We start from the raw sequence: 14,752 nt of genomic DNA, 5'->3' as shown, positions 1-14,752 counted from the left end.
TCGACACGCGCACGTGGGCTGGGCCCCCGGTAAAACCTACACCCCCCAACCCAAACCCCACCACCCCAGCCTTTAGCGCCAGCGAATCATTAATGCCGTCACCGACCACCATCGGGCGGTAACCCTGCACAATTTCAGCGGAGACCTGATGCAGTTTATCTTCCGGTAAAGCCTGCGACACCACATCACTGATGCCCAGTTCTCCGGCAATACGCTCAGCCACGCTGGCGCGATCGCCGGTCAGCAGCAGTTGTCGCTGCAGGCCAAGCTGACGCAGTTCAGCTAACGCCGTGTGCGCCTCAGGCCGCAATGAATCTGCCAGCAACAGCCAGCCGAGAAAATGCCCGTTCAGCGCCAGACCAACCAGCGGCCCGTCATGTTCAGGTACGACGGTCATCGCGATAGTGTTCTGGCTGAAGAATGCCGGGCGCCCTAACAACGCCTCGCCTTGCGCAGTTTGCGCCCGCACGCCCATACCCTGCTGTTCCGACACGTCTTCCAGCGGTAAGTATTGTTCACGCGGCAGTAACTTAGACAGCGCACGGCTGACCGGATGGCTGCTCGCCGCGCCCAGACTGGCCGCCAGACTGAGCACGGCGTCAGAGGATTGATGCTCGGCCAGCACCGTACGTTGCAGATGCAGTTCACCGTGGGTCAGCGTGCCGGTTTTATCCACTACAATGGCATTCAGATCCGCCAGTTCCTCAAGAAAAGCGGAGCTGCGGATCAGAATGCCGTGACGCGCGGCAACAGCAATACCAGCAATTGCGGTGGCGGGTGCGGAAAGCACCAGCGCACACGGACAGGCCGCTACCAGTACCGCCAGCATGGCGTGAGCATCACGGGTGATAAACCAGGTCGCCGCCGCAATCAGCAAAATCAGCACCAGATATTGCCCGGCGTAACGCTCGAGCAAACGGGTGATCGGCGGTTTGGCATGCTCCGCTTTTTGCATCAACGCAATCACTTTTCCGAGCGTAGCATCCGCACCGGTGCGCGTGACTTCAACGCAAAGCAATCCGTCGAGGTTGATGGCGCCGCCGAACACATCGTCACCCGCGCAGGCTTCCTGTGGCACCGATTCGCCGGTGATCGGTGCGGTATCGAGACTGGCGCGACCTGATAACACACGGCCATCGGCGGGCAACCGGTCACCGGCGCGCACTTCAATCCGGTCACCGGTTCGCAACCGGTGGTTATCGATTTCCTCAATCTCACCATCGGGCAAAACCCGCCGGGCGCGGCTGCGGGTCAGATGGCTGAGCGCATCGATGGCTTCCTGCGAACCGATAACGCTGCGCTCTTCCAGAATATGACCAAAAATCATAATGCCCGGCAGCAACGCGGCGGTCATCAGGTCTCCTGTGGCCCACGCGCCAAGCATAGCCAGCGCAATCAACTGATCGGTGACGCCGTGCAGGCTGGGGCTGCGCAAACTATAAATTGCCGAGCGCAGCACAGGAACCGCCACCAGCAATGACGCCACGCCAAACAGAATTTGCCCGACATCGCTTTGCTGTGGAAACAACCATTGCCAGATCCAGCCGCACAGCAGCAGACCAAACGCCGCCATCGCCAGAAGCAGCTGTACAGCCATGCTTCGCTGTTCATGGCGCGTTAACAGCACGCTTTTCGCTGCCGGTTCTTCAGAAGTAAAAGAAGTCACAGGGCAATACCTCAGGGTTGAGAGGATGGACGGTCTGGCCCCGGCAGGATCAGATGTGCATCGTCATGGGGATCAACGGCAGTGACGCCGCCCGCATGGGCAAGGATTGCCGGCATCCGTTCACGCCACAGACGCCACAGTAATTCAGGTGAATGATCATTCGCCAGTTGCACCACGGTTGCAGTCTCCGTGGAAGCCCGGGCTATCTGTTCGCTGGCTTTGGCATGGGAGACCTGTAAGGTGCGATCTGCCGCCTGAACCGCCTCCTGATGCACACTGGCAGCCTCATTACTCGCGCTGGCGATGTTCTGATCCGCCTGCTGACTGGCTGTCAGTACGGCATTAAACGCCTCAACCGCCGACGGTGGCAGAGAAGACTGCACGTCAACGCGACGGACTTCGATACCGGGGTTGCTGCCTGCAGCTCTCAGGGCGGCGAGTTGCTGATTAATGCCCTGACGTAAATCGCCGCGCAGCCGTTCCCGTCGTTCGGCGATATGGCTGTCGTTACCCACCATTTCCGGCCGCGCGACCAGAATGGTATCCAGATCGCGTGAGGCACAAATCGCCACCGCCGCGTGCTCGGTTAAACGATCCAGGGCCGGTAACACGTGTTCACCCTGCAACACAAACGCCACCGGATCGGTAATCACGTAATACACCTGCACATCCAGCTGAACCACGCCGGAATCACCGGTCAGCAAATACCCCGCGCCCGCGACGGCATCACTTTTCTCGCCGCCGGTATTGGTCCACGCAGGCACAATGTTTTCTCTGAGCAACGCGGTCACGTGATGCTCGATTACCCGGTCAGCGGCAGGTAAAATTTCTACCTGCTCCAGCGGTTCCGGCCACGCAAGCAACAACCCGGCTCCCGCCGTGCGGGAAACCGCACCAAAGCGCATCACCACCGCGCGCTTATCCGGCTCTATCTGCCGCACATTGGAGAACAGCCAGTTCGCGGCGGCAATCAGCGTCATGGCAAACAGCGCCAGACAGGCTATGCGTCCTGCCTGAAACCACGCATTCCCCTGAAAGCGGGACAACGGATTCATGGCCGCGGCCCGTTGCTGGCGGCGGGCAAAGCGGGCGGACCTTCAACCAGTTGCCGGAACGGTGCGGCATCAGTGCGCAGCACCAGCCGGGTGCCCGGCGTGATCACGCTGTTGAGCGTGTCAAGCGAGCGCAACAAATCGTACAATTCGGGGTTACTGGTCCGGGCTTTAGCGTATATCGCCGCGCTCTGAACCTGCGCCTGCGCTTCAATATTGGCTGCGCTGACCGACGCATCGGCCTTAATCACACGGGCATCGCGTTCGGCGGAAGACCGGATTTCAGCCGCCTGACGCTTACCTTCGGCGGACCGCTCGGTGGCAATGGTTTCCCGTTCTGCCCGCATGCGATCCACGGTGGCATCTAACGTCACCGACGGTAATGTCAGCCGTTCAACGCCGACCTGCACCAGTTCAATGCCATAGCTGTCGAGCAACTGGCGGGCGATCTGATCATGCAAATGCTGTTCAAAACCGGAAAGGCGGATTTTACTGGCATCAGTGTTAACCAGATCAGCCAGTGCAAAACCGCTGGTGGTGGTTTCCAGCGCCGAACCAATAAACGTTCGTATCTGCGCGGCGGCCATATCCGGCTGATTTTGTACCGCGCGGATAAAACGCTGCACATGCTGGGGATCGTTTTTCACCTGCCAGACAGTATAAGCCTGAACAATGATCCGCAGACCGTCGCGGGTGCCGACATCCTGCAACCCACTGGACGTGGTGCGGATACGTAAATCCACCGGGATCGCGGTCTCCAGCGGCACCGGCAGATGCCATGCCAGCCCCGGTTGCAACAGCACACGCACCGGATTACCAAAGCGCGTGATCACCATCGCTTCGCCGGAACGCACCTGCACCAGACAGGCGGTGGCGGCAATCAGTGCCACCAGTACGATAGCAATCGTAACCCGTCGCCAGAGTCCAGGGGCCGTCGGGGCGGAGTGATGATGGTGATGTCCGGCACCGTGATGATGTCCGCCATGTGCATCGTGATCGTGTCCGTGGGCTTCAGGTTGTTGGGAATCATTCACCGGGTAGTCTCCGCGTTGACAGAATGCGCCGCTTTATCCGCTCCGGGCGTAAATGGCAGGGTAAAATTTCTCAGATCCAGCACCGGCGAAGTCCCGCCGCCAATACGGTGATCAACAATCAGAACTTCCGGATGCTGCTGCATCGCCAGAATCAGCTGACTAAAATAACGGTCGGTCAGGAACGACTGTCCGCCAGCCTGATACGCCTGATTTTCTGCGTTAAAGCGCAACGCCATGACCTGTGCCTGATCGAGATTTTCGTGGCTTTGTGCACTGGCGGTATCCTGCGCCAGACGGGCAAATTGCTGTGCCGCATTCAGTTGCTGCGAGGCCTGCCCTTTCTCACCGGCGATGGCGCTTTGTGCCAGAATTTGTGCCGCCTGTACGCTGTGATAAGCATCCGCCGCACCCGCAGGTGGATGGATTGATTCAATCACCGTAGCCAGCAGTTCCACGCCGCTGTTGAGATGATCAAGCTGGTTCTGTACTTTCCGGCCAATATCTGCGGCAAGGCGTGTCTGATCACTTCCCAGCAGGCTGTCGAGCGTACGCGAGGAAAAATCATGCACCAGCACCTGGTTGGCAATACTGCGGATCAGCACCGGCATATTGTCGGTGTGATAGAGGCTCGCCATCGCCGCGCCGTCATTCATGGCGATGCGGTACACAAAGCGGACATCCATATTCATGATTTGAAAACTTTGCCTGTCACGGGTGGCACTGGCGATGATTTGTGATTTATCGCTGCTGTGGCCGGAGTCCCACAGACGGTTTGCGCTTTCAGGCGCCGGGCCTTCGGCGGTATCAGCCACCGTGACCGGTGTGGTGGTGACCGGTTCTTCGGAACCGGTGGTGAGTTCATGTACTTCGCCGTTATCAACCATCAGCGTACGGCCAAATGGCCACGGCAGACCCGCATGTAAACCGGGTTGTCGGACCGCCACCGGTTTGCCGAAGGATTCATAAATTCCGCGCTGGGTCAGCGGCACCTCGCTGATGCCCGTCAGCAGCCAACCGGTCAGCAACAAGATTGCGGCCAGCGGTAACAGTGCACGGCGCATAAAATGAAACGCCCAGATCTGACGAAGATCGATACCAAAATGCTGATGCAGTTCGTTTTGCACAAACTGTAACGGACGCGGCGGCCAGCAAATCTGCGCGGCCAGCAGGCTGCCCGCAATAAACTCCGGCTCTTTATCCTCACGCGGCGGCGAAAACATCGCCATCAGCGCCCGCAGGAAAAGCTCCAGCGCCACCAACCCCGGTAATAATCCGGTGAGCATCAGCAGGTGAGCAGGCCACACCGAAGCCTCACGGGCAAACATCAGGGCTAATGCACTCAGCAAAAACACGCCAATCATCATGCGCATCATCGGTGCGAGCTTTGCCGCTTCCGGCCATTCCAGCGGGTTTTTTAGCGTCCAGTGACGCTCCAGAACCAGTACAGCAAAGGCGCAGAGAATGAATACCGAACCGGCAAAATACCCCGCCTCACCGGCGTCATTGGCCGGTATTGGCAACTGCCATAACACACTGATGAGCACAATTGCGGCAAACGCAGGAAGCGCCTGGAAGAACACATGCGCGTCAACATAACGTAAAACAGGACGCATCCAGGGGCGGGAAATCAGACGTTGGGAAAATCCGGAAGACGCTTCCGGCATGGCGGTTTCAACAGCAGGCGCAAATTGTTGCGTCCGCCAGCGGGAGATACGCCGGGCACATTGCAGGGAGGCAGCGCAAACCCACATCGCCGCCATGATGTTGCCGGTCACCCAGGGCCACACCGATGCCGGAGAGACCAGATACAGCATCAGCAAGATCAGATACATCACGCTGCTGATCACCATAATGGGGTTGATCAGCCCGCTCAGCCAACGCGTGTGGGTGGCGGCAGACTGAAAGCGCAGCTGTTTACTGGCGTTATCCGTCCCGGATACTTTGTCTGTACTCATGTCCGCTCCGGCAGTGGAAAAAATACCCCGCAGCGCAGGCCTGAAGCCAGTTAGTGCGAAGTTGACCGGGCGTAACGGTATAACATTACAGAATTTTCAGCGATATGAATTTGGCCGCTTTTTTGCCCCGAATTGTAAGCATTTATCTTTAAAGGGCCACAAGCGGGTGAATAACGAAAAAGGTGCCGTTTTTAAGCGACACCTTTGAGGTTTCAGAGATTATCTTCAGCCACGTAATATTGCGGATCGTCGAGTTCGTGAGAACAGAATGGCCCGGCTTTTTTGAGCAAACTCACGCAATCATTGCTCAGATGACGCAGGCGAATGGTTTTACCGGCATCGAGATAGCGCGTGGTCAGTTTATCAATCGCCTCCACTCCGCTCGAATCCATGACCCGCGTACCGGCAAAATCCAGCACTACATTTTGCGGATCGTTTTCAGGATTAAACAGCTCGGCAAAGGTCGCGGCAGATCCGAAGAACAGCGGCCCGTCCAGCTTATACACTGCCAGGTCGCCTTTAGTTTTATGCTCTCGCACACGGATACGCGCCTGCTGCCAGGCAAAAACCAGCGCAGAGATAATCACGCCACTGATCACCGCCACGGCAAGATCGGTGAAAATCGTGATGACGGTGACAATCAGCATCACCAGTACATCAGCTTTAGGCATGCGGCGAAGACGGCGCAGCGAACTCCACTCAAAGGTGTTGTAGCAGACCACCAGCATAATGCCCGCCAGCGCTGCGACCGGCAGCAAGCCAATATAACCGGACAAACTGACCACAAACAGGATCAGTAAAATGGCGCCGACTGTACCGGAAATTCGCCCCCGACCGCCGGAGGTGAAATTAATGATCGATTGCCCAATCATCGCGCAACCGGCGAAGCAACCGAACAGACCGCAAATCGTATTCCCCGCGCCCTGCGCAATACTTTCACGGTTGCCGTTGCCCTTCTGATGACCCATTTCATCAAGCACGGTCATCGTCAGCAGCGATTCAATCAGGCCAACCAGCGCTATCACTACCGCATACGGCAGCACGACTTTCAGCATCTCAACATTGAAAGGCGCAACCGGCAGGCTGAGGTGTGGCAACGCCCCTGAAATATCTGCCAGGTCACCCACGCGCAAGGTGTGCAGGTTAAAACCGATCGCTACGGCCGAAACGACGATCAGCGCTGCCAGCGAAGAAGGAATAATTTTGGTCAGTTTCGGGAACAGCACCACCACCAGAATCGCCAGCAACACCAGTCCGTACATCAGCAGTCCCTGCCCGGCAATCATGTGCAACTGCGCCAGCATAATGACAATTGCCAGCCCGTTCACAAAGCCGTGAACCGCAGGTAACGGCACCAGCCGGATAAATTTCCCGAGGCGGAAAACACCAATCAGAATCTGAATCAGCCCGGCAAAAATGGTCGCCCAAAGCACGTATCCCATACCGTGTTGTGCCGCCAGACTCATCAGCACCACCACAATGGATCCCGCTGCACCGGACACCATGCCCGGTTTACCGCCGAACAGTGCCGTCACCAGCCCGATAATAAACGCCGTGTGCAAACCGACAATCGGCGACAATCCGGCAACCAGTGAAAACCCGACCGCTTCGGGGATCATTGATACCGCCACCACAAATCCGGCCAGCGTTTCGTTCTTCATTTCAGACAACTTCAGACCACGCGGATTAAACATAAAACATCCGGTACATTTCCCGATCAGTTAAAAAATTGTGACAAGTATCTAAAAATGAACCAGGCGAGGCAAGGTTTATCCTGTGTACTGACAACAGTGGCGGCCACAAGCGGATCGAGATAAATGCGGTTCTCGTGTATAATGCGGGGAATTGTGGTCATTACATCGTGCGGTTATATTTAATCGTTTGATAATTAAGATATTAAGGTGAGAAAAACATGGGATTCAAATGCGGTATCGTCGGCCTGCCGAACGTCGGTAAATCTACTCTGTTCAATGCGCTGACCAAAGCGGGTATCGAAGCAGCAAACTTCCCGTTCTGCACCATCGAACCGAATACCGGTGTGGTACCAATGCCCGATCCGCGTCTCGACCAGTTGGCCGAGATTGTAAAACCGCAGCGTATCCTGCCAACCACCATGGAATTCGTGGACATCGCGGGTCTGGTAAAAGGCGCATCTAAAGGTGAAGGTCTGGGTAACCAGTTCCTGACTAACATCCGTGAAACTGAAGCCATCGGCCATGTTGTGCGTTGTTTCGAAAACGACAACATCATCCACGTTAACAACAAAGTGGATCCGGCTGATGACATCGAGGTTATCAATACCGAACTGGCATTATCTGACCTCGACACCTGCGAACGCGCGATTCACCGTGTGCAGAAACGTGCCAAAGGCGGTGACAAAGATGCGAAGGCAGAACTGGCCGCACTGGAAAAATGCCTGCCACAGTTGGAAAACGCTGGCATGCTGCGTGCACTGGATCTGACAGAGGAAGACAAAGCGGCCATCCGCTACCTGAGCTTCCTGACGCTGAAACCCACCATGTACATCGCCAACGTTAACGAAGACGGTTTCGAGAACAACCCTTACCTCGACGTCGTACGCAAAATCGCAGAGGCCGAAGGCTCCGTGGTCGTTGCTGTTTGTGCAGCGGTTGAATCTGACATCGCCGAACTAGACGACGCTGACCGTGAAGAATTCATGGCTGAACTGGGCATTGAAGAGCCGGGCCTGAACCGCGTGATCCGCGCCGGTTACGAACTGCTGAACCTGCAAACCTACTTCACCGCTGGCGTGAAAGAAGTTCGTGCATGGACCATCCCTGTCGGCGCAACGGCTCCGCAAGCCGCAGGTAAAATCCACACTGACTTCGAGAAAGGCTTCATCCGCGCACAAACCATCGCGTTCGAAGACTTCATCACCTACAAAGGTGAGCAAGGCGCGAAAGAAGCCGGCAAAATGCGTTCAGAAGGCAAAGACTACATCGTTAAAGATGGCGATGTGATGAACTTCCTGTTCAACGTCTGAACCGAACTTCAGTTTCCGCTCCACACAGAATCCACGCCCTTGCGTGGATTTTTCTTTTTTATCCCCCCCTAAAATCGCCCTCAGCTCCCTCTTTTATTTCTCCTTCCGCTCTGTTACGGGATATATTAAGGGCACTATCGTAAATTTTCTCTTTGTAACGGGTAACATCTCAATGGCACTGATCCCAAAAAACTACCAGCGTCTGGAAAGCGGATATCGCGAGAAAGCGCTAAAAATCTATCCGTGGGTGTGCGGACGTTGTTCGCGGGAGTTTGTGTATTCAAACCTGCGTGAATTAACGGTTCACCATATCGACCATGATCATACCAATAATCCGGAAGATGGCAGTAACTGGGAGTTGTTGTGCCTGTATTGTCATGACCACGAGCATTCAAAGTACACCGAAGCCGATCAGTACGGTTCAACGGTGGTGGCCGGTGAAGATGCGCAAGATGATGTCGGTGCCGCCACCTACAACCCGTTTGCCGATTTACAGGCGATGCTGAATAAGAAGAAATAGGGTCGATTGCGCTCCGCTCCTCCAGCAAAACTAAAAACCCCGGTATTCACCCAAATCCACGCGATGCCGTGGAGTTTTTATGATGAACGAGGCGATTTCCGCCACATAAGTTAGTCCCCTGATATTTTTCTTGCATCCCAAAACGCCATGCGCATAATCGCAAATTCAAATAATAATGATTCTCAGTCCTTTTTACATTAGGGTTACATTATGCGCGAAAAAATTTCACCCACAGGGTTTAAACCGACCCTGCTGGCACTCTTCGTCAGCGTAAGCTGCATGCCTGCGATGGCGGCCACCACCCCTGCTCCGGCGACCAGCTCAACGGCGGCGACAGGCGATACCATGACTATCGTCAGTGCGCCGGATAATGAATTCAAATCCGGCGGCAATGAGCTGGTTCCGGCCTATCTGGACGGTCAGGTGGCGCATGGTGGTCGCCTCGGCATGCTTGGCGAACAGAAGGCAATGGATGTGCCGTTTAACGTCATCGGCTTCACGTCAAAACTGATTCAGGATCAGCAGGCGCGGACCATTGCTGACGTGGTGCGCAATGATGCCACCGTCCAGAACGTGCAGGGATACGGCAACTTCGCCGAAACCTACCGCATTCGTGGCTTCCAGCTCGATGGCGATGACATGACGTATGGCGGATTGCCGGGCGTGGTGCCGCGTCAGGTGATGGATGCGTCGTTAATCGACCGCGTAGAAATCTTTAAAGGTGCGAACGGATTACTGAACGGCGCGGCGACAAGTGGCGTAGGCGGCATGATCAACCTCGAGCCGAAGCATGCGGATGACGCGCCACTGACCCGTGTCGGCGTGGATTACACCTCCTCTTCTCAGGTTGGTGGCACCCTGGATCTGGGCCGTCGTTTTGGCGATGACAACCAGTTCGGTGTCCGTCTGAATGCCGTTAACCGTGAAGGCGAAACCGGTATTGATGGTGAGAAAAAACGCACCACCGCAGCCTCACTGGGCCTCGATTATCGCGGTGACCGCCTTCGTACCTCTGTGGACATGGGCTATCAAAAGAAAACCTTCCACGACGCCCGTCTTGGCGTGAATATCAGTGGTGTGGATTTCATCCCTAAAGTGCCATCCAACAGTCACAATTACAGTCAGGACTGGGTATACAGCAATATTGAGTCCGAATTTGGTATGGCCAAAGCGGAATATGATGTGACTGATGACTGGACAGTGTATGGCGGCGTTGGCGCACAGCATTCGCATGAAACCGGCGACTATGCTTCCCCTGCGCTGAAAGATGCTGACGGAACGGCAACGATTGGTCGTCTGGATACCAACCGCATCATCAATAATTTCAGCGGAATGGCGGGAATTCGCGGCAATTTCGATACCGCCTTCATCACCCACAAGGTGAATTTTGGTTATTCCGCCCTGACTTCACGCAATAATACGGCGTGGCGTATGGCCTACGGTGCCAATGCTGAAAACACCAATATTTATCACACCACGAATGTCCCGAACCCGACACCTAATCTGTCTGGCGGTAATTATGACGACCCGCTGACCACCGGGCGTAACCGGACTCAGGGCTATCTGTTAACCGACACGCTGGGCATCCTGGATGATACCCTGTTGTTCACCGTCGGCGCACGTCATCAGAAAGTGATCGTCCGTAATTACAGCAATGCGACCGGCGCTGAAGACGTGTCATCACGTTACAGCGACAGCCGCTGGATGCCGACGTACGGGGTTGTGTATAAACCGTGGCAGGTGATTTCCCTGTACGCCAACCACACCGAGTCTTTACAGCCGGGCGATGTGGCACCGAATAACGCGAAAAACTACGGTTCAACCACCGGCATTGCCCATTCAAAACAGAACGAAGTGGGTGTAAAAGCGGACTTCGGGCGTGCAGGCGGTTCACTGGCATTATTTGAAATCAAAAAACCGTCAGGCATTTTGGACAGCAATAAATTCTACAATCTGGACGGTGAACAACGTAACCGGGGCGTGGAGCTGAACGTCTTTGGCGAACCGGTGCTGGGCCTGCGTCTCAACGGCAGCGCGACCTGGATTGATCCGGAAATGACCAAAACCCAAGACAACACCTATAACGGTAAAGATGCGATTGGCGTGCCGCGCTACAACCTGGTGCTGGGTGCGGAATATGACATCAAACCGGTTGACGGCCTGACGGCCACCGCGCTGGTGAACCATTCCGGCTCACAGTGGGCAGACTCAGCCAACACGAAGAAAATCGACGCTTATTCCGTTCTGGATCTTGGCGTGCGTTACCGCACCAAAATCAACCAGAATGATATGGTCTGGCGTGCCGGTGTTGATAACGTGACCAATGAAAAATACTGGTCAAATATCGACAGCACCGGAACCTATATTTATCAGGGAAAAACGCGCGCGCTCAAAGTCTCCATGACGTACGACTTCTGATACGGATATAATCTGATACGGATATAAAAAGGGGATGCATTCAGCATCCCCTTTTTTATTGCCGTGCGAATTTTTTATTGGCTGTTTTCCGGCAGCGGTAAACTGACCGTGACCATCAGCCCGCCCTGTGTTTGCTTCGTCGCATGGATCCCCCCGCCGTGCGCTTCACAAATCGCACGGGCGATGGATAAACCCAATCCGCTGCCCCCGGAATGTCGTGCGCGGGAAGAGTCCGCCCGGCTGAAGCGTTCAAACATAACAGGCAGAAAACTGTCATCCACACCCGGACCCTTGTCCCGGAACGTTATGTCATAACCGCCATTGCGGGGCGCGATGGCGATGTCCAGACGCCGTCCTTCCTGCGCATAACGCAGCGCATTTTCCATCAGAATGGTAAATACCTGCCCGAGCCGGAACGGGTCACCGACATAACGGCACGGCGTCTCCGGCGTCAGGGCGATGTCAAAACCGGCTTTCGTCGACTGAGGTTTCAGCCAGGTCATCCGCTCGCGCAGCAGATCTGCCAGATCCAGTTCTGTCTTGCTGAGGTTAAGCTGACCGGCATCCGCCAGCGACAGCAGATGCAGTTCGTCGATCAGACGGTTCAGATGCAAAAGCTGTGTCATCACCATCTGCAACTGCTGCGGCTCCGGGCGGAAAACACCGTCCAGCATGCCCTGTAAACGCCCCACCGCCGCCGTGAGCGGTGAGCGCAGTTCATGCGCCATCGCCACATGGGAGGCCCGCAGCTCCCGCTCATAACGCGAAAGTTGCAACATCATGGCGTTAAAATCATCCGTGAACTGAATCAGTTCCGCCGGCGCATTTTTCACCGGCTCAGCCCGCGTATTAAAATCTCCCTGCGTTACCGCACGCGCCACCTGGGCCAGACGGCTGAATTGTGACGAAAGCGGTCGCGCGGCTTTTAATCCCAAAATAGCGATAAACGGCGTCACCACGACGACCAGGATGCCAACCATGATCCAGTCGGCCGAGGCGATGGAGGGATCGGAGTAACGCGCCCCCCAGCCCTGATCGACAATCTCATGAAACCGCGCAAGATTAAGATCCGGATTATCCCGCAGCACGTAAAACTCTGCCCTGAGTGCGGGAGACATATGGTGCAATACCCAAAGATTCTCAATGACAAAACGCAGCCACATGCACAGAGCAATCACAACGACACTGCCGATGGCCAGCGTCAGGATCCGCACACAAATCCAGCGCCACAGGGACTGATAGTGAGAGTGGTGGTTCATGGCTGTCTGAACCGGTAACCGACGCCGCGCACATTAACTAACACGTTAACGATGCCTGCAGATTCGAGTTTTTTACGCAAATTATAGACATGCGTATCGACCACCCTTTCCAGCGCCTCGCTTTCCGGCAGGCAATGCTCCAGCAAATACTGACGTGAGAACGGGCGTGTTGGTGCCCGCATTAATGTGCTCAGTACGCCAAATTCTGTCGGGGTTAGATCAAGATAATGCGGTTCGCCCGAGGCAGAGCTAACCGCCGCCGTCAGCGCCCCGACATCCACGTCGAGACCCTGCCAGCGCAACACAGCAGACGTGTTGTTTTCGTCTGTCGCCACACGACGCAGTACCGCCTGCACCCGCGCCACCACCTCACCGGGGTTGTAAGGTTTGACCACATAATCATCCGCACCGAAGCGCAGCGCGCCAATTTTATCGGGCATGTCGCCCATCGCCGTCACCATAATCACCGGCGTGCTGCTTTCACGCCGCAGCGATGCCAGCACATCAGTGCCTCGCATCCCGGGCAGCATCACATCCAGCAAAATGAGATCCGGCTTCCAGCGCAGCGCATGCTCCAGCCCGGAAACACCGTCACCGGCAATCTGTACGTCATATCCTTCGCGTTTTAAATACGCATCGAGAACGTCTGCCGCATCGGCATCATCTTCAATAATCAGGATCCGCTTTGTTTGCATTGAGTCGCCCTGGCTGTTTCATCATAAATTCCCGGCAGTTTACTGACCCTGCCTCTCCCGACTTCCGGTTTCAGATGCGGCTGCAATCCGCTACGAACCATACGTTTAGATGATGAGGAATCACAATGATATCCATAAAACTAATGCTTCACATTACCTGTTTACGCATTTTCTGCCCGGCTCCCCAGTTCGACCACCACCTGATGCTCGTTACCGTCATCCGTCAGCGGGATCAGATCACCGTCCAGGGCATGGCCATCCAGCGTGACACAGTAGTCGCCTGTGTTGTGCCGTACCGTTATCAGGTAACGGCTGCTGCCTTGCTGATACGTCACCGTGACTTCCGGCCACAGCGCAGGCAATTTGCTGTGGATGGCGATAGCATCGCCATGGCGTGTAATGCCCAGCAATGATTCGGTGATCAACCGGTATGTCCAGCCCGCAGAACCGGTATACCAGCTCCAGCCCGCGCGACCGCTGTGCGGATCGACCGAATAAATATCGGCGGAAATCACATACGGTTCCCCTTTATAGCGGCTGACCGCCTCCGGCGTGAGGCTGTGATTGATCGGGTTAATCATCGACATCAGTTCCCAGGCGCGTTCGGTGTTGCCCTGTCGGGCAAACGCCATCACCGCCCAGATAGCTCCGTGGGTATACTGCCCGCCGTTTTCACGCACACCCGGCAGATATCCGCGGATATACCCCGGATTCGGGCCGTTGCCGTCAAATGGCGGCGTCAGTAATCTGATCAACCCCGCATCGTTATCGACCAGACGCTGATCGACCGACCGCATGGCGCTGGCGGTGCGTTCAGGTGTACCGGCTCCGGAAAGCACCGACCAGCTTTGCGCGATAGCATCTATCTGGCATTCGTCGTTCATATGCGAACCCAGCGTTTCACCGCTGTCGAAATAACCGCGCAGATACCACTCACCGTCCCACGCATGGTTGTTGAGGTTTTGCTTCAGCAGCGCCGACTGCTCGCGGCACAGGGTGGCGATAGCGATGTCCTGGCGCTCTTCTGCCAGTGCGCCATAACGTTGCAGAACGTCGTAGAGGAAAAAGCCCAGCCAGACCTGTCTCTGATACACCTCTCCGCGCCCACGAGCCGGCCTCCGATCTCGTATGGGGTCATCTGCGTGAAAA

11 protein-coding genes are annotated in these 14,752 nt (G+C 55.8%); 3 read left to right on the top strand and 8 right to left on the bottom strand.

Annotated elements, in window-relative coordinates; all coding sequences use genetic code 11:
- The 5 genes from HGO41_RS25155 to HGO41_RS25135 all read right to left on the bottom strand — a co-directional run.
- Positions 1-1,666: heavy metal translocating P-type ATPase (locus tag HGO41_RS25155; RefSeq protein WP_250981616.1), on the bottom strand; the 1,666-nt coding region annotated here is incomplete at its 3' end.
- An 11-nt stretch (positions 1,667-1,677) separates the two neighbouring features.
- Positions 1,678-2,721 (bottom strand): protease modulator HflK, encoded by a 1,044-nt coding sequence (gene hflK / locus HGO41_RS25150; RefSeq protein ID WP_250981615.1) that lies wholly within the window; start codon positions 2,719-2,721, stop codon positions 1,678-1,680.
- Positions 2,718-3,752 (bottom strand): protease modulator HflC, encoded by a 1,035-nt coding sequence (gene hflC / locus HGO41_RS25145; protein ID WP_250981614.1) that lies wholly within the window; start codon positions 3,750-3,752, stop codon positions 2,718-2,720. Before hflC ends, hflK (HGO41_RS25150) begins: the two co-directional genes overlap by 4 nt.
- Positions 3,749-5,707, bottom strand: coding sequence for a protease modulator HflK (hflK, locus tag HGO41_RS25140; RefSeq protein WP_153375480.1), 1,959 nt, complete (start codon positions 5,705-5,707; stop codon positions 3,749-3,751). Before hflK (HGO41_RS25140) ends, hflC begins: the two co-directional genes overlap by 4 nt.
- A gap of 212 nt (positions 5,708-5,919) precedes the next feature.
- Positions 5,920-7,401 (bottom strand): SulP family inorganic anion transporter, encoded by a 1,482-nt coding sequence (locus HGO41_RS25135; protein ID WP_250981613.1) that lies wholly within the window; start codon positions 7,399-7,401, stop codon positions 5,920-5,922.
- Between the two features lie 218 nt (positions 7,402-7,619).
- On the opposite strand from HGO41_RS25135, the gene ychF reads away from it, so the two are divergent.
- From ychF to HGO41_RS25120, 3 genes are all read left to right on the top strand, one after another.
- Entirely contained in the window at positions 7,620-8,711 is a 1,092-nt protein-coding gene (gene ychF, locus HGO41_RS25130; protein ID WP_112198685.1) for a redox-regulated ATPase YchF, read from the top strand.
- Positions 8,712-8,883: 172 nt separating this feature from the next.
- A complete protein-coding gene (gene yajD, locus HGO41_RS25125; protein WP_013575600.1) occupies positions 8,884-9,231 on the top strand; it encodes an HNH nuclease YajD in 348 nt (115 codons plus the stop codon).
- 210 nt (positions 9,232-9,441) lie between these two features.
- Entirely contained in the window at positions 9,442-11,649 is a 2,208-nt protein-coding gene (locus HGO41_RS25120; protein WP_250981612.1) for a TonB-dependent receptor, read from the top strand.
- Between the two features lie 74 nt (positions 11,650-11,723).
- Here HGO41_RS25120 and HGO41_RS25115 read toward each other — a convergent pair whose 3' ends face one another.
- From HGO41_RS25115 to HGO41_RS25105, 3 genes are all read right to left on the bottom strand, one after another.
- A complete protein-coding gene (locus tag HGO41_RS25115) occupies positions 11,724-12,908 on the bottom strand; it encodes a sensor histidine kinase (RefSeq protein ID WP_112152452.1) in 1,185 nt (394 codons plus the stop codon).
- Positions 12,905-13,603 carry a response regulator gene (locus tag HGO41_RS25110; protein WP_013575603.1) on the bottom strand — a complete coding sequence of 233 codons (699 nt, stop codon included), beginning with the start codon at positions 13,601-13,603 and terminating at the stop codon, positions 12,905-12,907. Before HGO41_RS25110 ends, HGO41_RS25115 begins: the two co-directional genes overlap by 4 nt.
- A gap of 161 nt (positions 13,604-13,764) precedes the next feature.
- Positions 13,765-14,752, bottom strand: a 988-nt coding sequence (locus tag HGO41_RS25105; protein ID WP_502947409.1) for a GH36-type glycosyl hydrolase domain-containing protein, incomplete at its 5' end; no start/stop codon positions are given.

It is taken from the genome of Rahnella sp. CG8, assembly GCF_023701875.1.
Classification (GTDB): domain Bacteria; phylum Pseudomonadota; class Gammaproteobacteria; order Enterobacterales; family Enterobacteriaceae; genus Rahnella; species Rahnella aceris.
This window is presented reverse-complemented; position numbering and strand designations above follow the sequence as displayed.

Coding starts and splice junctions, on each gene's coding strand:
- hflK (WP_250981615.1), bottom strand. CDS start 2,721: ATGAATCCGTTGTCCCGCTTTCAGGGGAATGCGTGGTTTCAGGCAGGA.
- hflK (WP_153375480.1), bottom strand. CDS start 5,707: ATGAGTACAGACAAAGTATCCGGGACGGATAACGCCAGTAAACAGCTG.
- HGO41_RS25135 (WP_250981613.1), bottom strand. CDS start 7,401: ATGTTTAATCCGCGTGGTCTGAAGTTGTCTGAAATGAAGAACGAAACG.
- ychF (WP_112198685.1), top strand. CDS start 7,620: ATGGGATTCAAATGCGGTATCGTCGGCCTGCCGAACGTCGGTAAATCT.
- yajD (WP_013575600.1), top strand. CDS start 8,884: ATGGCACTGATCCCAAAAAACTACCAGCGTCTGGAAAGCGGATATCGC.
- HGO41_RS25120 (WP_250981612.1), top strand. CDS start 9,442: ATGCGCGAAAAAATTTCACCCACAGGGTTTAAACCGACCCTGCTGGCA.
- HGO41_RS25115 (WP_112152452.1), bottom strand. CDS start 12,908: ATGAACCACCACTCTCACTATCAGTCCCTGTGGCGCTGGATTTGTGTG.
- HGO41_RS25110 (WP_013575603.1), bottom strand. CDS start 13,603: ATGCAAACAAAGCGGATCCTGATTATTGAAGATGATGCCGATGCGGCA.